Raw genomic sequence first — 21,546 nt, 5'->3', positions numbered from 1 at the left:
CCGATCCAAGCAACCGAAGGAAAGGAGGGCCCCGTGCCCACCCCCCGGCAGGAAACCCAACAGGAGCTGAGCGCGGAAATCGCGGCCATCGCCTCCAACTACCGCCACTCCGTGGCGGCCGGCGGCGCCGTCGCGACGCAGCCGAGCCTGGATTACGCCCCGTACCGGAGCAGCATCCTGCGCCACCCCACCAAAAGCCTGCACCATGCGGACCCGGAGACCATCGAGCTCTTCTCGCCCGCCTTCGGACACCAGGACGTCAGCCCCCTGGAAGCGGACCTGACCATCGTCCACAACGGCGAGCCGCAGGGTGAGCGGATCAAGGTTGCCGGGAAGGTCCTGGACGGTGACGGACGTCCCGTGGCCGGGCAGCTGGTGGAGATCTGGCAGGCCAACGCGTCCGGCCGCTACATCCACAAGCGGGACCAGCACCCGGCCCCCATCGACCCGAACTTCACCGGGGTCGGCCGCTGCATCACCGGTCCCGACGGCTCCTATGCGTTCACCACCATCAAGCCCGGCGCCTACCCGTGGAAGAACCACCTGAACGCCTGGCGCCCCGCGCACATCCACTTCTCCCTGTTCGGGAGCGAATTCACCCAGCGGATCATCACCCAGATGTACTTTCCGGGCGACCAGCTGTTCCCGTTGGACCCGATTTACCAGTCCATCGTGGACCAGGACGCCCGGGACCGGCTCGTGGCCACATACAACCACGAGCTGACCTCCCCGGAATGGTCGCTTGGCTACAACTGGGACATTGTCCTGACCGGGTCAAAGCGCACCTGGACCGAAAACGAAGCACTTGGCGAGGACGGCGAACACCATGAGTAAGCTCACCCCCACTCCCGGCCAGACGGTCGGCCCGTTCTTCGGATACGCCCTGCCGTTTGACAAGGACAACGAGCTGGCGGTCCCCGGCAGCGCCGGCAGCCTCCGCCTGCACGGCACCGTCACCGACGGCGCCGGGGAGCCCATCCCGGACGCCATCTTGGAAATCTGGCAGCCGGCCGCCGACGGAAGCGTCGCCGCCGAAACCGGTTCCCTGGTGCGTGACGGCTACACCTTCACCGGGTGGGGCCGGGCCTCCACGGACCGCACGGGCAAGTACACCTTCACCACGGTCAACCCCGGTGCCAGCCGCCCGGGGAAGGCACCCTTCATCGCCGTGGTGGTCTTTGCCAGGGGGCTGACGAACCGGCTCTTCACCCGCGCCTACCTGCCCGAGGACGCCGCTGCGCTGGCGGCGGACCCGCTCCTGTCATCCCTGCCCGCGGACCGCCGCGGCACGTTGATCGCGACGCGCGAGGACGGCGGCGGCCTGCACTGGGACGTCAGGCTCCAGGGCGAGGGCGAGACCGTCTTCCTGGAGTTCGACGGCGGCGGGTTCGACGGCGGCGGGGACGCCCGCACCGAGGGGGCGTGAGCGCCGTGCCGGGTAACTTTGGCCTGCTCTCGCCCGTCACCGCGGATCCGCGCCGGCACTCCGCGGCCGGCGACGACGCCGTCGTGGAGGCGGTGCTGGCCGTCGAAACCGCCTGGGCCGAGGTCCTGGAAGACGCGGGACTGGCGCCGGCCGGCGCCGCGGCGGCTGTCCGGAAAGCGGCGAAGGCTGGCGGTTTCAACGCCGCCGATCTGGCCGCCGCGGCACAGGGCGGCGGCAATCCCGTCATCCCCATCGTGGCCAGGCTGCGGGAGCTGGTCTCCGGAGACAACCCCCAGGCATCGGGCGCCGTGCATGCGTCGCTGACCAGCCAGGATGTCCTGGACACCGCCCTCATGCGCCTTTCCGCCCACCACGTCGCCGCGCTCCGGGAGGACGTGGCGGGAGCCACCGCGGCCCTCGCCCGGCTGGCCCGCCGCCACGCCGGCACGCTACAGCCCGCGCGGACCTTGACCCAGCATTCCCTGCCGTCGACCTTCGGGTTGAAGGCGGCACAATGGTTCCACGGACTGGCCGCGGCAGCGACGCGCCTGGACGCCGCAGACTTTCCTGTGCAGTTCGGCGGCGCGGCGGGCACCCTTGCCGCCGGCTCCGCCCTCGCCGCAAAAGGGGGCACCGACGCCTTCACCCTGGCCGACTCCCTGGCCGCCAAACTCGGACTGGCCACCGCACCGGCGCCATGGCACACCAACAGGACCTCGGTAACCGCACTGGGCGACGCCCTGGCCTCGCTGTGCGACGCCGCGGGCAAGGTCGCCAACGACGTCCTGCTCCTGAGCCGCCCGGAATTTGGCGAGCTGGCTGAACCACGGGCCGACGGGCGCGGCGTTTCCTCGGCCATGCCCCAGAAACAAAACCCCGTCCTCTCCATCCTGGCGCGCAGCGCGGCCCTGGCCGCGCCGCAGCAGGCAGCCCAGCTGCACCTGGCCGCGGCCCTGTCCGTGGACGAACGACCGGACGGTGCCTGGCACAGCGAATGGGAGGCACTGCGCACGTTGCTGGAGCTGGCGGGCGGGGCGGCCGCGGCGCTCCGGGAACTGGCCGAGGGCCTGCACGTCTTTCCGGAGGCCATGGGCGCAAACCTGGCCCTCAGCGGGCCGCTCCTGTTGAGCGAGGCGGCGGGTGCCGTAGTCGTGCCCCTGATGGATGGCGGCACGGCTGGCGGCGGCACGGCTGGCGGCGGCAAGGCCAGGTTCCAGGAGGTCGTGGACGCGGCCCTGCAGGCACCCCGGGGAGGGCAGGGCGCCGAATTTGCCCGGCTGCTGCGCTCCGCCGTGCCGCAGGAGACGCTTTCGGACGCGGCCCTGGCCCGGCTGCTGGACCCGTCGGGCTATCTGGGCGAAAGCCGGGCCATCATTGAACGAATATTTGCCGCCTACCCGCGCTGGGCTGCCGAAGGGACAAGCGATGAGTGAGAGTGCAGGGAACGGCACAGCTGCGGGAACCCGCGTGCCGGCAGTCAAGGCGGTGCTGTTGTCGCCCCGGCGCCCGCTTGGGAACCGGCCGCTGCTGGTGGTGGGCTGTTCCCTCGGGACGTCCTCCGTGCTGTGGGAAAAGGTCGGCGCCCTGCTGGGGGACGCCGTCGACGTGGTGGCCTGGGACCTGCCCGGCCACGGGATCTCGCCAGCAGCGGAGGCACCCTTCACGGTCGCAGGACTGGCCGGCGCCGTCGTTGCGCTCGTGGACTCCATCGCGCCCGGGGCCCGCTTCCATTACGCCGGCGTGTCCCTGGGCGGCGCCGTCGGGCTGCAGCTCGGACTTGACCACGGCGCCCGACTCCTGAGCCTGTCGGTGCAGTGTTCCGGGCCAAAGCTTGGCACACCCGAGTCCTGGGCCGAAAGGGCGGAAACCGTCCGCACGCTGGGCACGCCCGTCATGATCCAGGGCTCGGCCCAGCGCTGGTTTGCCGAAGGGTCCATGGCCCGGGATCCGGCCCTCTCCAGCAGGCTCCTGCACGCCCTGCGCGACGCCGACCGCGTCAGCTACGCCCACTGCTGCGGCGCCCTGGCCGCCTTTGACGTCCGAAGCGAACTGGGCCGGATCACCGTCCCGCTGCTGGCTGTGGCCGGCGCGGAGGACACCGTCGCGACGCCGGAACTGATGCAGGACATGGTCGCCGCCATCAACGCTCCTGCAGATAATGGCAACGTCAAGGCGGACGCTCCTGCAGATAATGGCGCATTTTCCGTAACGCTCCCGCACGTGGCCCACCTGGCGCCCGCCGAGGCGCCGGCCAAGGTTGCGGAACTGCTCCGCAGTCTCATCGAAAGGACCCAGCCATGACGGCAACGCCCGCCCCGGACCGCCAAGACGGCCCGGACAACCAAGACGCCCAGGGGGCCGTCCAGCGCGAGGCCACCACGGAGGACGTGTACCGGGCCGGCCTGGCCGTCCGCCGCGAAGTCCTCGGCGACGCCCACGTTGACCGGGCCACCGCCGCCATGGACGATTTCACCGCCGATTTCCAGGACATGATCACCCGGATAGCCTGGGGCGGCATCTGGACCAGGCCTGGCCTGAGCCGGCAGATGCGCTCCGCCGTCACCATCACCGCCATGGTGGCCCACGGCCACTGGGACGAACTGGCAATGCACATCCGGGCCGCCCTGCGTAACGGGCTCGAGCGCGGGGAGATCAAGGAAATCCTGCTCCAAACCGCCATCTACTGTGGCGTACCGTCCGCCAACACGGCCTTCAAGACAGCCCAGGAAGTCTTCGCCCGGCTCGACGCCGAACCGGACGCACCCTCCCAACCCGCCACCCGGAAAGACGAAACCGCATGAACCAGGCATATCTGTATGACGCCGTCCGCACCCCTTTCGGCAAGTTCGGGTCCGGCCTGGCCGGGGTCCGGCCGGACGACCTGGCCGCCCATGTGGTTCGCGAGTCCGTGGCCCGTGCGCCCCAGCTGGAGCCGGACCGGATCGATGAGGTGGTTTTTGGCAACGCCAACGGCGCCGGCGAGGAAAACCGGAACTTGGCGCGCATGGCCACCCTCCTGGCCGGGCTGCCCACCTCCATCCCCGGCACCACCGTCAACCGGCTCTGCGGCTCCTCCATCGACGCGGCCATCATCGCCTCCCGCCAGATCAACACCGGCGACGCGGACCTGGTGCTGGTGGGCGGGGCGGAGTCGATGAGCCGCGCCCCCTGGGTGCTGCCCAAGACCGAACGGCCCTACCCCGCCGGGGACCTGGCCCTGGCCTCCACCACGCTGGGCTGGCGGCTGGTCAATGCCGCCATGCCCGGGGAATGGACCGTGTCCCTGGGCGAGGCCACGGAGCAGCTGCGCGAGAAGTACGGCATCACCCGCGACCGCCAGGACGAGTTCGCCGCGACCTCCCACAACCTGGCCGACGCCGCCTGGAACGCCGGTTTTTACGACCATCTCACCACCGTGGTCCCCGGCACGGGGCTGCTCCGCGACGAAGGCATCCGCCCCGGGTCGACGGCGGAAAGGCTGGCCGGGCTGAAGACCGTGTTCCGCCTGGAGGCAGAGGGGTCCGACGGCGGGACCGTCACGGCCGCGAACGCCTCACCGCTCTCCGACGGCGCCTCCGCCGCATGGCTGGGCTCCGAGGCAGCCGCCGGCATCCTGGGCATGGAACCGCTGGCCCGGATCGCCGGGCGCGGGGCGGCCGGGGTGGACCCGCAGTTCTTCGGCTACGGGCCCGTCGAGGCCGCCAACCGCGCCCTGGCCAAGGCGGGGATCAGGTGGGACCAGGTGGGCGCCGTCGAACTTAACGAAGCGTTTGCGGCCCAGTCGCTGGCCTGCATTGACGCGTGGGACATCGACCCCGGGATCGTCAACCAGCATGGCGGCGCCATCGCCATGGGCCACCCGCTGGGCGCCTCCGGCACCCGGCTGCTGGGCACCCTGGCCCGCAGCCTGCAGGCCACCGGGCAGCGGTGGGGCGTGGCCGCGATCTGCATCGGCGTCGGCCAGGGCCTGGCCATCGTGCTCGAAAACACCACCACCTCCACGAACTAAGGGGAAGACCATGCCCACCATTGCACCATCCGCAGCCGAGGCCGTCGCGGGCATCCGCGACGATTCCACCGTGCTCATTGGCGGCTTCGGCAACGCCGGCCAACCCATGGAACTTATCGACGCCCTGCTCGACGGCGGAGCCACCGGCCTGACCGTGGTCAACAACAACGCCGGGCAGGGTGACGCGGGCCTGGCGCTGCTCATCAAGGAACGCCGGGTCAAAAAGATCATCTGCTCCTTCCCGCGCCAGTCCGACTCCTGGCACTTTGACGCCGCGTACCGGAGCGGGGAGATCGAGCTGGAACTGGTCCCGCAGGGCAACCTGGCCGAACGGATCAGGGCCGCCGGTGCCGGGATCGGCGGGTTCTTCACGCCCACCGGCTATGGCACCATGCTCGCCGAGGGCAAGGAGACGCGGATCATCGACGGCCGCGGACACGTGTACGAGACCCCCCTCCACGCCGACTACGCCCTGGTCAAGGCGCATACGGCGGACAGGGCGGGAAACCTGGTCTACCGCAAGACAGCCCGCAACTTCGGCCCCATCATGGCCGCCGCAGCGAAGACCAGCATTGTTCAGGTCGGCACCATCGTCGACACGGGCGCCCTGGACCCGGAAGTCATCGTCACCCCCGGCATCTACGTCACCACGCTGGTCCGGATCCCCACGCCGGCGCCGGCAGAACGCGAGGCAAAGCAGTGAACATCCAAACGGAGCGCTCCCCCGGCACACGCCTGGGCCGCGAGGAACTGGCGGCCCTGGTGGCCGCGGACATCAAGGCCGGCTCCTACGTCAACCTCGGCATCGGCCAGCCGACTCTCGTCTCCAACCATCTGCGCCCGGAACAGGCCGTCACGCTGCACACCGAAAACGGCATGCTCGGCATGGGCCCGGAAGCGCACGGCGCGGAGATTGACGAGGACCTCATCAACGCCGGGAAGGTCCCCGTCACGGAGCTGCCCGGCGCCTCCTACTTCCATCACGCCGACTCCTTCGCCATGATGCGCGGCGGCCACTTGGACGTCTGCGTGCTCGGCGCGTTCCAGGTCTCCGCCACCGGGGACCTCGCGAACTGGCACACCGGGGCGCCCGACGCGATTCCCGCCGTCGGCGGCGCCATGGACCTGGCCACCGGCGCCAAGGAGGTCTACGTCATGATGAGCCTGTTCGCCAAGGACGGCACCGCCAAACTGGTCCAGAAGTGCACGTACCCGCTCACCGGCGTCGGCTGCGTCACCCGCATCTACACCAGCGACGCCGTCTTCCTCATCACGGCCGACGGCGTGCGCGTGCGCGACATGTTCGGCACCACGCTGGCGGACCTGCGGGAACGCATCCCGGTGCCCCTCGAAGCCGCCCGATAGGATGGGCCGGTGATCGAAGCACAGACCGCCCCGCCCGCGGCCGGCGACCAATACGTGCAGTCGCTGGCCCGCGGCCTGTCCGTCATCAGGGCGTTTGACGCCGACCACCCCGTCATGACGCTGACGGAGGTGGCCCGGCGCACGGACCTCACCCGGGCCACATCCCGGCGCTTCCTGCACACCCTGGTGGAGCTCGGCTATGTCCGCACCGACGGCAAGGTCTTCTCCCTCACCCCGTCGGTGCTGCAGCTGGGCTATTCCTACCTGTCCGCGCTGTCCCTGCCCCAGCTGGCCGAACCCCACCTGCAGGTCCTTTCGGCGCTGCTGGGGGAATCGACGTCGGCGGCCGTGCTCGACGGCGGCGACATCAGCTATGTGGCGAGGGTCGCCGCCCGGCGCATCATGAGCGTGGGCATCACCGTGGGCACCCGCTTTCCCGCCCATGCTACCTCCATGGGAAGGGTGCTGCTGGCCGGCCTGCCGGCGGTGGCGCTGGAGGACTATTTCGCCGCGCACACGGTCACGCCCATGACACCCAAGGCCGTAGCCTCAGAGCCGGAGCTGCGCGCGGTCCTGGCCGGCGTGCGGGAGCAGGGCTGGTGCCTGCTGGACCAGGAACTGGAGATCGGCCTGATGTCCATGGCCGCTCCCGTGCGCGATGCCGGCGGGCACGTCGTTGCCGCCATCAACGTCTCACTCCAGGCACAGGGCGTCTACGCACAGCCCGATCCCGCCGCTTCCCTGGCGCAGGTGCGCGAGCAGCTGCTGCGCACGGCGGCACTGATCTCCGCCGACGTCGCCGCCGGGAAGTAGCGGGCGGCCCTGCAGCCGCGTTTGATGAACTCCTGGCCACGGGGAGGCTCGTTCCCGATGCATCCCTCGCGGAACCTGGATACGAGGACGCGTACGCCTGGATGCTCCGACAAATGGAGGCACGCCTTCCAACGCGCGGCAACGCGGCCCTGTGGCTGTGGGCCAAGATCCGGCGCGGGGACCTGCTGTTCAACTGTCGTTTGCCAGGCGGAGCCGTACTGCTGACCTGCGGCATTCCGCGGGAGGGTGCTGCCGTCCCAATACGACGCACGGCCCAGGCCCGTCGTGCAAGACTTGGAGCATGGATCTGGAGGTATCGCCTGCGCTGACCATCCCGTCGTCGGAGCTGGGCTGGAGGTTCTCGCGTTCGTCCGGGCCCGGGGGGCAGCACGTGAACACCTCGGACAGCCGCGTCGAACTCTTCTGGAACGTCGCCGGCTCCGCCGTTCTCTCCGATGACCAGAGGACCATGCTGGCAGCCCGGCTCGGACGGCGCCTCGTGGCCGGAGTGGTCACCGTGACCGCGTCAGAGCAGCGTTCCCAGCTGCGCAACCGGGAAACTGCGTTGCACAAACTCGGCGAACTGGTCGCGGCGGCGCTTGCCCCCGAGGCACCCGACCGCCGGACCACGAAGCCCACGAGAAGTTCGAAGCGGCGCCACCAGGCCGCAAAGGTGCAGCGGGCGGCAACAAAACAACTGCGCAGGCGGCCGTCCGGCGACTTGTAGCATTCCGAGGTAGCGCCCTATTGCGAACGCGCGGCGGGCTGCCGCGCGGTCGTCCTGACGAACGCGAGGGTGACGACGAGGGCAATGAGGGCGGTGGCGACCAGCAGCGACAGTCCTATGGCGTACTTGTAATGCGTCGCGTCGGGGTTGTACGTCCAGCCCATGATCAGCGGCGGGAAATATCCGCCCAGTCCGCCAGCTGCACTCACGATCCCGCTGACGCTGCCCACCTTCCCCGCCGGGGACAGTGCACCGACCCAGGCGAAGACGCCGCCCGTGCCCAGACCCAGCGAGGCGGCCAGGGCCAGAAAAACCGGTCCGGACTGCACGTCCGCAGCCGGCTGAAGTGCCACCAGCCAGCCGAGGACGGCCACGCCCGCCAGGGAAAGCAGCACGACCGGCTTGGCACCGATCTTGTCAGCCAGCACCCCGCCGATGGGCCGGGCGATCACCGCAGCCACGGCAAAGCCGGCCGTTCGTGCCCCCGCGGCGCTGGGATCAAACGCGTAGACGTCGCGCAGGTAGGTCGGCAGGTAGGTGGCAAACGAGACGAAACCGCCGAACACCACCGCGTACAGGAAACACATCTTCCAGGTCACGGCCAGCTTGGCCGCATCCAGCATCTCGGGGAGCACCGGCTCCTGGCTGGGCCGCCAGTCCGGGGCGTTCTTCATGAAGCACCAGACCACCACCGCCATCACGGCCAGCACCCCGGCCAGCAGGAAGTGGGTGGGCGCGTAGCCGATCCACTTCACCAGGCGGGGGTTGAGGAACGCGGCCAAGGCAGTGCCGACCATGCCGGCCCCGAAAACGCCGGTGGCAAACCCGCGGCGCGCCGGCGGGTACCAGGCACTGACAAACGGAATGCCGACGGCAAAAACCGTGCCTGCCACACCCAGCAGGAAGCCCGCCACCAACACCAGGACAAACGAATTCAGGGTTCCGCCGAGGGCGACCAGCAAAACCGGGGGGATGCTTGCGACCAGCACCAAGGTGAACAACGCCCGGCCGCCGAACCGGTCCGTCATGGGGCCGATCACCACGCGGCCCAGCGAACCGACAAAGATGGGCATGGCCACCAGGATGCCCATGGTCCCCGCTGACAGCTCCATGGCCTTGGCATAGTGGGTGCTCAGGGTGGCGACGACGTTCCAGGCCCAAAACCCCACCACGGAGGCGGCCGTGGCGAGGGCCAGATTAAGCGCCTGGCCCTTCAGTGGCGGCTGGACAACGTGCGTTGTTGGCTTGGTCTGCGGCATGGTCACTCCCTCAATGTGCGCGCCTGGGGTTACGTGCGTCTGTCTATCGTTGCCGGGTGTCGCGGTCGTGCGTGCCCACCTCGGACCAGCCGCTGCGCGGAGCGACGCTGGCGCCCTTGTCCCGCGACCGGTAGACGATGTAGGGGCGGAACAGGTAGTGCAGCGGTGCCGTAAAGGCATGGACCAGCCGCGTGAACGGCCAGATGGTGAACAGCACCATGCCCACCAGCGTGTGGATGTGAAAAGCCAGGGGCGCGGCCGCCATCGAGGTGATGTCAGGCTGGAGGATGAACAGCGAGCGGAACCAGGGCGAGACGGTTTCCCGGTAGGTGATGCCGTGGTCGTTGGAGAACACGCTGGCCACCGTGGTCCAGAGCCCAAAGATGATGGCCGCCACGAGCACCACATACATGAGCTTGTCGTTGTTGGTCGTGGCCATGAACACCGGCCCGGTCTTGCGCCGGCGGTAAATGAGGATGATGATGCCCCCCAGCGTTCCCACGCCGGCAATGCTGCCGACCAGGAGGGCATTGAAATGGTACAGCCCCTCGCTCATGCCCAGCGCTTGGGTCCAGGACTTGGGGATGACCAGGCCGAAGAAGTGCCCGGCAATCACCGCCAGCAGGCCAAAGTGGAAAATCGGGGAGCCGATGCGCAGGAGCCTGGATTCATAAAGCTGCGACGACCGCGTGGTCCAGCCGAACTGGTCGTACCTGTAACGCCAGATGAGCCCCCCAACCAGCACCACGAACATGACGTACGGCAGGACGCCCCACAGGAGGATGTTCACTTTCAGGCCCCTTTCATCGGCAGCAGGCGCGGGTCGTAGGGATCCAGCCCGACGGATTCCACTGGCGGCCCGTAGCCCGCCATGCGCATCACGGCTTGTTCGTCCGCCGGCGACGCGCCGGGCAGCGCGTCGCAGACGGCCTGGACGATGGCTTCGTGGGGCAGGCCGTCGCGCCGGAGCCCGAACTTGATCAGTTCCAGGCTGGGCCGGTAGCGCTGGAGCAGCTCCTTGCCGGCCGGCAGGTCCACCGTGGCCGCGAACTCCAACACCATCGGCAGGTAGTCCGGCAGCTCGCCGTGGGTGTCTACCAGGATGTCGCTGCCCCGGTACACCTTTTTGAACGCGCCAAGCACTTCGCCGCGGCGGCGGGTGTCCCCGTCGGTCCAGTACGACAGGTGCAGGGCGTGGCGCTTGCCCAGGTCAAACTCCTGCACGTACTGGGCCTGGACGCTCATCAGGTCCGTGTCCGCCAGCAGGGAAAGCACTGCGGCGAACGGTTCGGCCGCGCCCGGGAACTCACCCAGGGCGGCCCGCATCAGGGGGACCCTGTCCACCAGCTCCATGTCCGGGTAGGACAGGCACCAGGCTGCGGACAGGAACGTCACCTGGTCCCTGCGGCTCATGGACGCCCCCCGCCGTCGGCGGCGTCGAAGGGCGCGTCGAGTGAAGTCTCCTCGGGCGGCTCGGTGGGATGCCGCTGCGGAAACAGGCCCTGGGGCGCTCCGTTGCCGTCCCAGTTGAGCAGGTTCACGCGGCCGCGCAGGGTGTCGCTGCCGGCAATGGAGTCGGAGGTCTGCCGGTCCTGCAGGGCGTGGAAGGTTTCCACGGCCACCGGGGTGGGGCGGCCGCTGGCCTCGCCGAACGGGGAGTTGCCCATGGCACCCATGCCGGGTCCGCCGTCGAAGTCGAGGGAACAGCCCATTTCCTCCAGGTCGTGGGCCTGCTCGGCGTGGGCCTTGGGAATCACGTAGCGTTCGCTGTACTTGGCGATGGCCATCAGCCGGTACATCTCGTACATCGTCGCCCCGTCCATGCCCACGGAAGCGGGAATGGACTCGTCGGGCTCGTTGCCCAGCGAAATGCCCCGCATGTAGGCCCGCATGGCCGCCAGCTTCCGCAGCACCAGGGTCACCCGGTCAACGTCCCCGGCTGTGAACAGCTCGGCCAGGTACTCCACCGGAATGCGCAGCGCGTCGATGGCGCCGAACAGGACGTCCCGGTCTTCGGCGTCGTGCCCCTGGTCGCGGAGCAGGTCCACCACCGGCGAGAGCGGCGGGATGTACCAGACCATGGGCATCGTGCGGTATTCCGGGTGCAGTGGCAGGGCCAGGTTGTACACCTTGGTCAGCGCATAGACAGGTGACTTTTGCGCGGCGTCGATCCAGTCTTCGGCGATGCCCTGTTCGCGGGCGGCGGCAACCACGGCGGGGTCATTCGGATCCAGCAGGACATCCATCTGCGCCTGGTACAGGTCCTGCGGGTCGGTGACGGAGGCAGCGGCGGTGACGGCGTCGGCGTCGTACAGGAACAGGCCCAGGTAGCGCAGCCGGCCCACACACGTTTCCGAACACACGGTGGGCAGGCCCACCTCGATGCGCGGATAGCAGAAGGTGCACTTTTCGGCCTTGCCGGTCTTGTGGTTGAAGTAGATCTTCTTGTACGGGCAGCCCGTCATGCACTGGCGCCAGCCGCGGCACTTGTCCTGGTCCACCAGCACAATGCCGTCCTCCACGCGCTTGTAGATGGCGCCGGAGGGGCAGGAGGCCATGCAGGACGGGTTCAGGCAGTGCTCGCAAATGCGCGGCAGGTAGAACATGAACGTCTGCTCATACTCCAGCTTGATCTTGTCCTCGGACTCGCGCCGGACCTTCTCCACCATCGGGTCCAGGTGTCCCATCTCCGTGGTGCCGCCGAGGTCGTCGTCCCAGTTGGCGCTCCAAGTGATCTTCGTGTCCTTGCCGGTGATCAGGCTCTTGGGCCGCGCCACGGGGAAGTCGTCGCCGAGCGGGGCATCCACCAACGTCTTGTAGTCGTAGGTCCAAGGCTCGTAGTAGTCCTTCAATTCCGGCTGGACCGGGTTGGCGAAGAGGCCGAACAGCTTCTTCACGCGGCCGCCGGCCTTGAGCTTGAGCCGGCCGCGCTTGTTGAGCTCCCAGCCGCCCTTCCACCTCTCCTGGTCCTCGTACCGGCGCGGATAGCCCTGGCCGGGGCGGGTTTCCACGTTGTTGAACCAGACGTATTCCACCCCCGCCCGGTTGGTCCATGCCTGCTTGCAGGTGACGGAGCAGGTGTGGCAGCCAATGCACTTGTCCAGGTTCATGACCATGCCCATCTGGGCCATAACTCGCATTAGTACTGCACCTCCTGGGAACGACGGCGGATGGTGGAAATGTTGTCCCGCTGGTTTCCCGTGGGGCCAAGGTAATTGAACGCGTACGTCAGCTGCCCGTAGGCGCCGATCAGGTGCGACGGCTTGACGAGCAGGCGCGTGAGCGAGTTGTGGATGCCGCCGCGGCGCCCGGTGGCCTCGGACTTCGGCACGTCGATGGTGCGCTCCTGCGCGTGGTAGACGTACACCACGCCCTCGGGCATGCGGTGGCTGACCACGGCGCGGGCCACAAACACCCCGTTCATGTTCACGCATTCCACCCAGTCGTTGTCGGCGACCTTGATGGAGCCGGCGTCCTGCGGGCTCATCCAGACCGTGGGCCCGCCGCGCGAGAGGGAAAGCATGAGCAGGTTGTCCTGGTATTCGGAGTGGATGGACCACTTCGAGTGCGGCGTCAGGTAGCGGACCACCACCTCCTTTTCGCCGTTGGGTCCGATCTTCGGTTCGCCGAACAGCCGGTGCATGTCCAGCGGCGGTCGGTAGATGGGCAGCGCCTCGCCGATGTCGATCATCCAGTCGTGGTCCAGGAAGAAGTGCATGCGCCCCGTCAGCGTGTGGAACGGCTTGAGCCGCTCAATGTTCTGCGTGAACGGCGAGTACCGCCTGCCGCCGGTTTCCGAGCCGGACCATTCCGGGGACGTGATGACGGGCACCGGCCCGGCCTGCGTCATGGCGAAGGTGATGTGTTTTTCCTCCGAGCCCTCCGCCAGGTCCACGAGCTTGACGCCGGTGCGCTTCTCCAGTTCCTTAAACCCGGCCACCGCCAGCTGTCCGTTGCAGGTCCCCGACAACGTCAGGATGGCCTCGGCCATCTTTGCATCGGTGTCGATGGCGGGCCGGCCGTGGGCAAAACCGCCCATCATGACGCCGTTGGCCTTGGCCAGGGAGTCCAGCGCCGCAGCCAGCTTGTAATTGACGTCCTTGACCGTGAAGCCGAGCGTGTCAGCCAAGGGCCCGACGGCGGCCAGCTTGTGGGCGATGGCGGTGTAGTCCCGCTCGACGACGGTGAAGTTGGGCATGTTCTGCCCTGGGACGCCGTCTATCCCGTCCTGGCGCCAGTCCCGGACCACGCCGCCGGGCTGGGCGATCTGGCCCACGGTGTCATGGATCATCGGCACGGTCACCAGGTCCCTGCGGGTGCCCAGGTGGGCGGCGGCTTGGCGCGAGAATTCCTCGGCCAGCAAGGAAAACATTTCAAAGTCCGTCTTGGTTTCCCAGGGCGGGTCGATGGCCGGGGTGAAGGCGTGCACAAACGGGTGCATGTCCGTCGAGGACAGGTCGTGCTTCTCGTACCAGGTGGCGGCCGGGAAAACGACGTCGGAGAGCAGGGTGGTGCTGGTCATGCGGAAGTCCGCGGACATCAGGAAGTCCAGCTTGCCCTCGGGCCCCGTCTCATGCCACTTCACGTCCACGGGCTTCAGCGACTCCTCGTTGTCCTGGCCCATGACGTTGTTGTGGGTGCCGAGCAGGTTGCGCAGGAAATACTCGTTGCCCTTGGCGGAGGAGCCGAAAAGGTTGGAGCGCCACAGGATGAGCGTGCGCGGCCAGTTTTCCGGGGCGTCGATGTCCTCGATGGCCGGGTTCAGGGTCCGGTTCTTCAGGGACCGGGCCACCCAGGTTTTCTCGTCCGGCGCCTCTCCGGCGGCGACGGCGGCCGCGGCGTCGTCGGCGATGTCCAGCGGGTTCCGGTCAAAGAATGGGTAGAACGGCATCCAGCCCAGGCGCGCCGACTGCGCCAGCGCGTCGGCCGTGTGCAGCCCGTCCAGGCTGCCGGTGGACAGCGGGGACTTGAGGGCGTCGGCGGAATAGCCGTCCTGGCGCCACTGGTCGGTGTGCATGTACCAGTAGCCGGTGCCGATCATGGTCCGCGGCGGCCGCGACCAGTCCAGTGCGTTGGCCAGCGAAACCCATCCGGTGAGCGGGCGGGTCTTTTCCTGTCCCACGTAGTGCGCCCAGCCGCCCCCGTTGCGGCCCATGCACCCGGTCAGCATGACCATGGCCAGCACGGCGCGGTAGGTGGTGTCGCCGTGGAACCACTGGCAGATGCCCGCGCCCATGATGATCATGGACCGGCCCTTGGACTGCTCGGCGTTGCGGGCAAATTCGCGGGCCACGCGGATGCAGGCTTCGGCGGGGACGGAGGTGATCTCTTCCTGCCAGGCGGGAGTGTAGGGCGTGGAAGCATCGTTGTAGTCCGCCGCCCAGTCGCCGGGCAGGCCGTCGCGGCCCACGCCGTACTGGGCCAGCATCAAGTCAAAGACGGTGGTCACCAGGTGGCCGTCCACCATGGCCGTGGGCACGCCGCGCCGGAGCACCGAACCGACGCCCTCTGGATCCTCAAAGCACGGCATCAGGATTTCCGCAGCCTCGGAGGAAACCTCCCGCAGACTCAGCGCCGGGTCGATGCCTTCAAGGTCCAGGTTCCACTTGCCCACTCCCGACTTTGAATACCGGTCCCCGAGCGTGCCGTTGGGCACCACGGCCTGACCCGCTGCCTTGTCGAACATCATGGTCCGGAACGCGGCATCCTCCGTGCCGGCGAGTGCGGGAAGGTCCGCCGCTGTCAGGAACTTGCCGGCACTGCAGGTCCCATCGTCGCGCTTTTCCAGCCGGACCAGGAAGGGCAGGTCGGTGAACCGGCGCACGTAGTCCTGGAAGAACGGCACCTGCCGGTCCACGAAGAACTCCTTCAGCGTGACATGTCCCATACCCATGGCGAGCGCCGCGTCGGTGCCGGCCTGGGCGGGCAGCCATTCGTCAGCGAACTTGGTGTTGTCCGCGTAGTCGGGGCTGATGGCGATGACCTTCGTGCCCCGGTACCGGACTTCGGTCATCCAGTGGGCGTCGGGGGTGCGGGTGACGGGGACGTTGGAACCCCACATCATGAGGTAGGTGGCGTCCCACCAGTCGCCGGATTCGGGGACGTCGGTCTGGTCGCCGAACACCTGCGGGCTGGCGACGGGGAGGTCCGCGTACCAGTCATAGAAGGATGTCATGACGCCGCCGATGAGCTGGACAAAGCGCGTGCCGATGGTGTGGCTGACCATGGACATGGCTGGGATGGGCGAGAAGCCGGACACCCGGTCCGGGCCGTACGTCTTGATGGTGTTCACATGGGCTGCCGCCGCAATCTCCAGAGCCTCGGCCCAAGTGGTGCGGACCAGGCCGCCCTTGCCGCGGGCGTTTTGGTAGCTGCGGCGCTTCTCCGGGTCGCCGGCCACTTCCGCGAAGGCCAAAACCGGGTCCTTCAACCGCGATTTGGCCTCGCGGTACATGTCCAACAGCACGCCGCGGGCGTACGGGAAACGCACCCGGGTGGGCGAATACGTGTACCAGGAGAACGCCGCGCCGCGGGGGCAGCCGCGGGGCTCATACTCCGGGCTGTCCGCCCCCACGGACGGGTAGTCCGTCTGCTGGGATTCCCAGGTGATGATCCCGTCCTTGACGTAGACCTTCCATGAACAGGACCCGGTACAGTTCACCCCGTGCGTGGACCGCACCACCTTGTCGTGGCTCCACCGGTCCCGGTAAAAGATGTCCCCCTTGCGCCCGCCCTCGCGGAAGACGGCGCGGGAATCGTCCGTCTGGTCCCACCTGGTGAAGAAGCGCCCCAGTTTCAACATCGCGTCCGACGCCGGCCCGTCCAGCCCGGCGACAAATGGTTCAGCAGTCATGGCCCCACCCTATGGTTGCCGGAAACACATTGCTAGGATGCGCGAAATAGTCAACAAATGGGTACGCCAATTCCTGCGTGCGCGTTCCGGTTTTCAAGATCTGGCCGTCCCCAGCAGGAGCCCGGAGAAACCACCACGTCCGCGACGCCCCACCACCAGCATGTCCGCACCTTCACTGGCGTCCAGCAGGGCCTGCGGCGGATGTCCTTGGACCAGCCGTGCCGAAACGTTCCCGGGCGTCGGCGTCCCAAGGGCCTTCGTGACGGTTTCGTTGAGGAGTTGCGCGGCGCCATCTTCACGTTCCACGGTGCCCAGGGCATAGGACACGGCGAGGGCCGTGGGCACGCTCCAGCAGGCCACTGCGTCCACGCGCGCGCCTGTCGCGGTGGCGATGCGTGCCGCCGCCTGCAGGCCCGCAATGGAGGCTGGCGACCCGTCAACGCCGACCACCACGGGTCCGGTTCCCGTGTCTTTTGTCATTCGGTGTTCCCTCGTCTCTCGCCGTTCCGTATCTCGCTGGTCGGACCAGCGCTGGTCCGCCTGAGCTCCATGGTGGCGTGGGTTCCGGCCGGCGACTAGGGTCCAAGGGCCCCTCTTGGACCCCTGAATGGTGCCCTCCCGCCTTGCAGGCGGGGACCGCCCGGGACCGCCACAGCCATCGTCGCGGTAACCCTACGCGCGGAACTTGACTACCTGGCGGAGGGCGCAACGCAGAACGGTTTGTCCACAATTTGCCAATGACCCCGGAATCCACATTCCCAAAATCTTCTGGGAATCAACCACCGCCCGGGCGTTGACGATGGAAAGAGTCCACGGGCTGAGGATCGATGATGCGCTGGTTGCGGCGCTGCCGTCCGTTGACCGGGAGACCCTGGCCAAACGGGCCGCCCGTGCCGCGGCCACGATGATCTTCGAAGCTGGGTTCTTCCACGCCGCCCCCCACCCCGGGAACCAGTTCCTCGAGGCCGACGGACGCATCGGTCTGATTGATTTTGGCATGAAATCGCCATGCTCGCGAAGATGGTGGTCTGACAGGGCTGTCAGGGGCCATGGGCGGGTAGCTGGCCAGGACGGCCCGCCACGGGCCGAAGGGCAGCCGTCAGTAGCGTTCGGGCTCGGCACCCAGCACGGACCGGCGGCCGGCCACCGAGACGGGGGTGATCTCCACATAGGCCGACTTCGGCGTCGGGGTCCAGGGGTCCAACGGGAGAAGGTCGGCGGCATCGATCTCGGACTGGGACTCCAGCACCCTGGCCGTGCCCTTGGCCACCACACTCCATGCCGCGCCGTCCTTGATCTTATCGGCCTCGAACGCGACCACGGCATTGATGGTCAATGCCGCCAACTTGGTGCCGGGACGTCGGCCCACCGGCCACCGCCCGAAGGGGCGAAGGCTCGGCTCGGAATGGGGCCTTTGGACCATGGCAAACGGGTGCACGCGGGGCGAAAATGGAAATGCACCATAATCAGGCGCGCGCGAACCAGGAGGCAGGCCCCGTGAAAAGCGGTATGGATGGCAGGACCCCGAACTCCGGGGCCGCCGTGGTCGTTGCCACCTCCTGGCCATCAGTCCCGGAAAAGCTGAAGGAGACGTCATGGAACTGTCTGAACACGAATTGCGCGTACTGCAAGAACTCGAAGATGACTTGCGGGCCGGCAGCCCCCGGCTGGCACGGACCCTAGGCGGCAACGGAAGGCTGGGCCATGCACTCCGCCATGTGGTGCTGGGCACCGCCGGCCTGGGCCTGGGCATCGGCTTGATGTGCTTGGCCCTGGTGCTCAGGTCGGTCCCCGTGGGAGCCCTGGCATTCGCAACGATGACCGCGGGCGCCTACCTTGCAACTCCCCCGCGTGCCCGGTTCGGCGTTCGGCTCAGGCCGCCCGGGAATCGAGACGACTCGCGCTCCGCGTCGGAACAATGACCACCCGCGACGACCTGCCTCTCCTTGTCCATCCAGCCGGCACTGCCGGAGAATGGTCCTCCCGGGCGCGCCGGGACCGCCAGCCACCTGGCAAAGGTGGCATCCCGGGATCCCAGGAAACGGCCCCGGCCTCAAGCAAAGGAATTAACGCACAATGATGGACACGACTCCACCAGCTGAGCGTGCCGCCACGCCACCAGCCATCCGGGTGTTCATACTCGACGACCACGAACTGGTCAGGCTGGGCCTGCAGGAACTCTTGGAGGGCCATGGCTTCACCGTGGTTGGTTCTTCAGGCTCCGCGATGGAGGCGGCGCGCCTGATCCCGGCGCTGCGCCCCGACGTCTCGGTCCTGGACGCCAGGCTGCCTGACGGAACCGGGATTGAAGTGTGCCGGGACGTGCGCTCCGTTGACCCGACCCTCACGTGCCTGATCCTGACAAGCTACGACGACGAGCACGCCCTCCGCGGAGCCGTACTGGCGGGAGCGGCAGGCTATGTCCTGAAGGAAATTGGCGGCACGGACCTGTTGACTGCCATCAAGCTCGCCGCCCGCGGCGAATCACTGTTCGACGTCGACCTCAAGCGCAAGATCATCGACGGTCTCGCCGATCCCGTGCCCTTGGAGCCCCGCGTTGCCGCGCTCACGGCCCAGGAGCGCAAAGTTCTGGCCCTGATCGGCCAGGGCATGACCAACCGGCAAATCGGCGATGAACTCTTTCTTGCCGAAAAGACGGTGAAGAACTATGTGTCCTCCCTGCTGGCCAAGTTGGGCTTCGAACGGCGGACGCAGGCGGCCGTGTTCATCACCCGGAAATAGCCTCCTCCCCATGGCCACGGTCGCAGTGTTGACAACGGAGCAACGCGCCTGATCGTCACGGGGGCGGAGTCAACGGGACCGACCAAAAGAACTTCGTTCCACGCCCGCCGACGCTTTGCACGCTAAAGACGCCCTTGAGTTTCAGCGCCCGGTCCTCCATGTTGGCCAACCCGCTCCGGGTCGACGGCTTGCCAATTCCGCCGCCGTCGTCGTTGACCGTGACGCTGAGGCATTCCCCGCCCGCGGTGACAGCAACGTCGATTTCCGCCGCCTTTGCGTGCCTGACAGCATTGCTGACCCCTTCCGAGACCACGGCGATGAGCTGTTTGGCCAGGTCGGGCGGCACTTCGGAGTCGATGGGCCCGGAGAGGACGATCCGGGGCGCAAATGACAGTGACCTGGACACCTTGCGCACGGTGGTCATGATGCGGCTGCTGAGCAGGTCCGTTTCACCAGTGGAAGTACGCAGCGCATAGATGGTGTCGCGCAATTCCTTGATGGTGGCGTCGAGCTCGTCCGTTATGGCGCGGATGCGCGCAGTGCCCAACGGATCCGTCGTGAAGCGGCCCAGGCTCTGGACATTCAAGCCCGCGGCAAACAGCCGCTGGATGACGACGTCGTGGAGATCCTGGGCAATGCGGTCACGGTCCGCGTACAGCACCAACCGCTCACGGTCACGGTGTGCTTGGCCAGCTCCAACGCCAGGGCTGACTGGGCGCAGTAAATGGTCGCCATTTCCCGCTCCAGCGACGAAAAGGTGGGCTGGCCGTCCCCCCTCACCAGCACCAGCAGTCCATGCTCCGCGCCCTTGGTGCCCAGCCGAGCGAGCAGTGCGGGTCCGGCCGGGGCACCAAGGGCAGGGCCAAGCAAGTCCAACGCCGTGTCAAAGGAAGCAGGACTGCCCGACGACAGGACGCTTTGCACTGCGTCGCGGTCCAGGTCCAGCAGCCGTCCAATCCATTGCGGCGATGTCCCGCCGGATCCTGCGACGACAACCACCTGACCCGCCTCGTTCGGCCCTCCGACGATGAGGGCCAGGGCCGCCCCTGAGGTTTCGAGGGCCGCCTGGGCCACAAGGGCAGGTCCGGGGCCCTCGTCCTCCCGCACGGCTCCCATCATGCGCACGGCCACTTTTCGTCCGGCTTCCAGCCACTGCATCCGCAACTGTGCTTCGGCAAAGAGTTTCGCGTTCTCGATGGCGAATCCGGCGGCGCCGGCAAGCGCAATGGCCAGCACCTCGTCGTCGGCCGTGAACAGTTTCCCATCCTGCTTCTCCGTCAGGTACAGGTTCCCAAAGACAACATCCCGGATCCGGATGGGCACACCGAGGAAGGTGCGCATCGGGGGATGGTGCTTGGGAAATCCGTACGACGCCGGATGGTCGTGGAGGTTGGGGAGCCGGATCGGCCGCGGGTCGCGGATCAACAGGCCGAGGACGCCGTGTCCTGTGGGCAGGGGGCCGATGAGCCTGGCCAACTCCGGGTCAATTCCCTCAGTGACGAAGTGGCTCAGGCCCCCACCTTCCGCGATGACGCCCAAGGCGCCGTCCCGGGCGTCCACCAGTTGACCGGCCGACTGCACGATCCGTTGCAGCAATGAATCCAGGCTCAGCTCCTCGGCGATGGAAAGTACTGCCGGAAGCAACTCCTGCATCCTCTGATCCGACAGGTCGGCGGGGCGGTGCGGCGGCTGTGGCCCGTTGGCGGCTCCCCGTGGCTTGCCCATGTCGTGCCTTCCCCATGCGCGGCCGCAACAAACACCGGATGGCTTGGTGTTGACCGCCTGATAGTCAGGATAGTCCACCGCCCCTGAAGCCGTTATGCACGGCATAGGGCCCTTGTCCCCTACCGGCACCGGCTCGCTGGCCCTAGGCTCACTCCATGACACAGAAACCAGCAGCCGCACGAACGGAAGACCTGCCCGTCCATGAATGCTGGTCCTTGCTTCGCGGGATATCGGTGGGCAGGCTGGCGGTGTGGGACAAGGACCACCCCGACATCTTCCCCATCAATTACACCGTGGACCACGGCACGCTGGTCTTTCGCACGGGTGTAGGCACCAAACTGACGGCAGTGCTGGGCGAAAATCCGGTGGCGGTCGAAGCCGATGGTGTGGACCCTGACACCGGCATGGCGTGGAGCGTGGTGGTCAAGGGCTCCGCCGAGCTCCTCGCCTCGACGGAGGACCTGCTGGACAGCTTTTCGCTGCGGCTCTTCCCCTGGCACTCCGGGCCCAAGGACAACTTCGTCAGGATCACCCCGACGTCGGTGACCGGACGCCGCTTCCGGGTCACGCAGCCGGCGGAGTGGTGGACCGCGCAAGCCAACGCGCCGCGGTCCTCCCCGGAATAAT

Annotated in this window: 22 protein-coding genes and 1 pseudogene; 14 read left to right on the top strand and 9 right to left on the bottom strand. The window is 67.8% G+C overall.

What is annotated here, in order from left to right:
* Positions 1-33: 33 nt before the first annotated feature.
* The 10 genes from pcaH to arfB all read left to right on the top strand — a co-directional run bounded on the left by pcaH (position 34) and on the right by arfB (position 8,340).
* Positions 34-834, top strand: coding sequence for a protocatechuate 3,4-dioxygenase subunit beta (gene pcaH / locus DMB86_RS10490; RefSeq protein ID WP_227878307.1), 801 nt, complete (start codon positions 34-36; stop codon positions 832-834).
* The gene (gene pcaG / locus DMB86_RS10485) at positions 827-1,426 is read left to right on the top strand and encodes a protocatechuate 3,4-dioxygenase subunit alpha (protein ID WP_113717705.1); all 600 of its coding nucleotides are present in this window, start codon (positions 827-829) and stop codon (positions 1,424-1,426) included. The genes pcaH and pcaG overlap by 8 nt, the downstream gene beginning before the upstream one ends.
* Positions 1,423-2,859, top strand: coding sequence for a lyase family protein (locus tag DMB86_RS10480; RefSeq protein ID WP_227878306.1), 1,437 nt, complete (start codon positions 1,423-1,425; stop codon positions 2,857-2,859). Before pcaG ends, DMB86_RS10480 begins: the two co-directional genes overlap by 4 nt.
* Positions 2,852-3,727, top strand: a complete 876-nt coding sequence (locus DMB86_RS10475) for an alpha/beta fold hydrolase (RefSeq protein ID WP_113717703.1) — start codon at positions 2,852-2,854, stop codon at positions 3,725-3,727. The genes DMB86_RS10480 and DMB86_RS10475 overlap by 8 nt, the downstream gene beginning before the upstream one ends.
* Positions 3,724-4,227, top strand: a complete 504-nt coding sequence (gene pcaC, locus DMB86_RS10470) for a 4-carboxymuconolactone decarboxylase (protein WP_113717702.1) — start codon at positions 3,724-3,726, stop codon at positions 4,225-4,227. The genes DMB86_RS10475 and pcaC overlap by 4 nt, the downstream gene beginning before the upstream one ends.
* Positions 4,224-5,435: a thiolase family protein gene (locus DMB86_RS10465; protein WP_113717700.1), complete on the top strand. Its 1,212-nt coding sequence runs from the start codon at positions 4,224-4,226 to the stop codon at positions 5,433-5,435. Before pcaC ends, DMB86_RS10465 begins: the two co-directional genes overlap by 4 nt.
* Positions 5,436-5,445: 10 nt before the next feature.
* Positions 5,446-6,138 (top strand): 3-oxoacid CoA-transferase subunit A, encoded by a 693-nt coding sequence (locus DMB86_RS10460; protein WP_113717699.1) that lies wholly within the window; start codon positions 5,446-5,448, stop codon positions 6,136-6,138.
* Positions 6,135-6,800, top strand: coding sequence for a 3-oxoacid CoA-transferase subunit B (locus DMB86_RS10455; RefSeq protein ID WP_113717697.1), 666 nt, complete (start codon positions 6,135-6,137; stop codon positions 6,798-6,800). Before DMB86_RS10460 ends, DMB86_RS10455 begins: the two co-directional genes overlap by 4 nt.
* A 12-nt stretch (positions 6,801-6,812) precedes the next feature.
* The gene (locus tag DMB86_RS10450) at positions 6,813-7,613 is read left to right on the top strand and encodes an IclR family transcriptional regulator domain-containing protein (RefSeq protein WP_113719480.1); all 801 of its coding nucleotides are present in this window, start codon (positions 6,813-6,815) and stop codon (positions 7,611-7,613) included.
* Positions 7,614-7,914: 301 nt separating this feature from the next.
* Complete coding sequence (arfB, locus tag DMB86_RS10445; RefSeq protein ID WP_113717695.1) at positions 7,915-8,340, top strand: alternative ribosome rescue aminoacyl-tRNA hydrolase ArfB; 426 nt, start codon at positions 7,915-7,917, stop codon at positions 8,338-8,340.
* A gap of 17 nt (positions 8,341-8,357) precedes the next feature.
* On the opposite strand, the gene DMB86_RS10440 is transcribed toward arfB, so the two are convergent.
* The 6 genes from DMB86_RS10440 to DMB86_RS10415 form a co-directional block, all read right to left on the bottom strand.
* Positions 8,358-9,599 carry a nitrate/nitrite transporter gene (locus tag DMB86_RS10440; protein WP_113719479.1) on the bottom strand — a complete coding sequence of 414 codons (1,242 nt, stop codon included), beginning with the start codon at positions 9,597-9,599 and terminating at the stop codon, positions 8,358-8,360.
* A 43-nt stretch (positions 9,600-9,642) separates the two neighbouring features.
* Positions 9,643-10,389, bottom strand: a complete 747-nt coding sequence (gene narI / locus DMB86_RS10435) for a respiratory nitrate reductase subunit gamma (RefSeq protein ID WP_113717694.1) — start codon at positions 10,387-10,389, stop codon at positions 9,643-9,645.
* A gap of 2 nt (positions 10,390-10,391) precedes the next feature.
* Positions 10,392-11,012 carry a nitrate reductase molybdenum cofactor assembly chaperone gene (narJ, locus tag DMB86_RS10430; RefSeq protein ID WP_113717693.1) on the bottom strand — a complete coding sequence of 207 codons (621 nt, stop codon included), beginning with the start codon at positions 11,010-11,012 and terminating at the stop codon, positions 10,392-10,394.
* Positions 11,009-12,739: a nitrate reductase subunit beta gene (gene narH / locus DMB86_RS10425; protein WP_113717692.1), complete on the bottom strand. Its 1,731-nt coding sequence runs from the start codon at positions 12,737-12,739 to the stop codon at positions 11,009-11,011. The genes narJ and narH overlap by 4 nt, the downstream gene beginning before the upstream one ends.
* Positions 12,739-16,452 (bottom strand): nitrate reductase subunit alpha, encoded by a 3,714-nt coding sequence (locus DMB86_RS10420; protein WP_227878305.1) that lies wholly within the window; start codon positions 16,450-16,452, stop codon positions 12,739-12,741. The genes narH and DMB86_RS10420 overlap by 1 nt, the downstream gene beginning before the upstream one ends.
* A gap of 93 nt (positions 16,453-16,545) precedes the next feature.
* Positions 16,546-16,932: a universal stress protein gene (locus tag DMB86_RS10415; RefSeq protein ID WP_113717691.1), complete on the bottom strand. Its 387-nt coding sequence runs from the start codon at positions 16,930-16,932 to the stop codon at positions 16,546-16,548.
* Between the two features lie 205 nt (positions 16,933-17,137).
* On the opposite strand from DMB86_RS10415, the pseudogene DMB86_RS21025 reads away from it, so the two are divergent.
* A pseudogene (locus tag DMB86_RS21025) lies at positions 17,138-17,404 on the top strand (AarF/UbiB family protein); the annotation flags it as partial.
* Between the two features lie 147 nt (positions 17,405-17,551).
* Here DMB86_RS21025 and DMB86_RS10410 read toward each other — a convergent pair.
* Positions 17,552-17,788 carry a pyridoxamine 5'-phosphate oxidase family protein gene (locus tag DMB86_RS10410; RefSeq protein WP_236783330.1) on the bottom strand — a complete coding sequence of 79 codons (237 nt, stop codon included), beginning with the start codon at positions 17,786-17,788 and terminating at the stop codon, positions 17,552-17,554.
* A gap of 259 nt (positions 17,789-18,047) precedes the next feature.
* On the opposite strand from DMB86_RS10410, the gene DMB86_RS10405 reads away from it, so the two are divergent.
* Both DMB86_RS10405 and DMB86_RS10400 read left to right on the top strand, forming a co-directional pair.
* Entirely contained in the window at positions 18,048-18,374 is a 327-nt protein-coding gene (locus DMB86_RS10405) for a DUF3040 domain-containing protein (protein ID WP_113717690.1), read from the top strand.
* Positions 18,375-18,531: 157 nt separating this feature from the next.
* A complete protein-coding gene (locus DMB86_RS10400; RefSeq protein WP_113719476.1) occupies positions 18,532-19,194 on the top strand; it encodes a response regulator in 663 nt (220 codons plus the stop codon).
* Positions 19,195-19,249: 55 nt separating this feature from the next.
* On the opposite strand, the gene DMB86_RS10395 is transcribed toward DMB86_RS10400, so the two are convergent.
* Positions 19,250-19,855 carry a sensor histidine kinase gene (locus tag DMB86_RS10395; RefSeq protein WP_129545514.1) on the bottom strand — a complete coding sequence of 202 codons (606 nt, stop codon included), beginning with the start codon at positions 19,853-19,855 and terminating at the stop codon, positions 19,250-19,252.
* Positions 19,777-20,847, bottom strand: a complete 1,071-nt coding sequence (locus DMB86_RS10390) for a GAF domain-containing protein (RefSeq protein WP_171814446.1) — start codon at positions 20,845-20,847, stop codon at positions 19,777-19,779. The genes DMB86_RS10395 and DMB86_RS10390 overlap by 79 nt, the downstream gene beginning before the upstream one ends.
* A 227-nt stretch (positions 20,848-21,074) precedes the next feature.
* On the opposite strand from DMB86_RS10390, the gene DMB86_RS10385 reads away from it, so the two are divergent.
* Complete coding sequence (locus tag DMB86_RS10385) at positions 21,075-21,545, top strand: pyridoxamine 5'-phosphate oxidase family protein (protein ID WP_113717687.1); 471 nt, start codon at positions 21,075-21,077, stop codon at positions 21,543-21,545.
* The last annotated feature ends 1 nt before the right edge of the window (position 21,546 follow it).

Source organism: Arthrobacter dokdonellae (assembly GCF_003268655.1).
GTDB classification, from domain to species: Bacteria; Actinomycetota; Actinomycetes; order Actinomycetales; family Micrococcaceae; genus Specibacter; species Specibacter dokdonellae.
This window is presented reverse-complemented; position numbering and strand designations above follow the sequence as displayed.

Bases quoted from the DNA above. Each gene is read 5' to 3' on its own strand.
- pcaG (WP_113717705.1), top strand. From the start codon at position 827: ATGAGTAAGCTCACCCCCACTCCCGGCCAGACGGTCGGCCCGTTCTTC.
- DMB86_RS10460 (WP_113717699.1), top strand. From the start codon at position 5,446: ATGCCCACCATTGCACCATCCGCAGCCGAGGCCGTCGCGGGCATCCGC.
- DMB86_RS10465 (WP_113717700.1), top strand. From the start codon at position 4,224: ATGAACCAGGCATATCTGTATGACGCCGTCCGCACCCCTTTCGGCAAG.
- pcaC (WP_113717702.1), top strand. From the start codon at position 3,724: ATGACGGCAACGCCCGCCCCGGACCGCCAAGACGGCCCGGACAACCAA.
- DMB86_RS10440 (WP_113719479.1), bottom strand. From the start codon at position 9,599: ATGCCGCAGACCAAGCCAACAACGCACGTTGTCCAGCCGCCACTGAAG.
- DMB86_RS10400 (WP_113719476.1), top strand. From the start codon at position 18,532: ATGGACACGACTCCACCAGCTGAGCGTGCCGCCACGCCACCAGCCATC.
- DMB86_RS10415 (WP_113717691.1), bottom strand. From the start codon at position 16,932: ATGACAAAAGACACGGGAACCGGACCCGTGGTGGTCGGCGTTGACGGG.
- DMB86_RS10390 (WP_171814446.1), bottom strand. From the start codon at position 20,847: ATGCAGGAGTTGCTTCCGGCAGTACTTTCCATCGCCGAGGAGCTGAGC.
- DMB86_RS10475 (WP_113717703.1), top strand. From the start codon at position 2,852: ATGAGTGAGAGTGCAGGGAACGGCACAGCTGCGGGAACCCGCGTGCCG.
- narH (WP_113717692.1), bottom strand. From the start codon at position 12,739: ATGCGAGTTATGGCCCAGATGGGCATGGTCATGAACCTGGACAAGTGC.
- DMB86_RS10385 (WP_113717687.1), top strand. From the start codon at position 21,075: ATGACACAGAAACCAGCAGCCGCACGAACGGAAGACCTGCCCGTCCAT.
- DMB86_RS10405 (WP_113717690.1), top strand. From the start codon at position 18,048: ATGGAACTGTCTGAACACGAATTGCGCGTACTGCAAGAACTCGAAGAT.
- DMB86_RS10420 (WP_227878305.1), bottom strand. From the start codon at position 16,452: ATGACTGCTGAACCATTTGTCGCCGGGCTGGACGGGCCGGCGTCGGAC.
- arfB (WP_113717695.1), top strand. From the start codon at position 7,915: ATGGATCTGGAGGTATCGCCTGCGCTGACCATCCCGTCGTCGGAGCTG.
- narJ (WP_113717693.1), bottom strand. From the start codon at position 11,012: ATGAGCCGCAGGGACCAGGTGACGTTCCTGTCCGCAGCCTGGTGCCTG.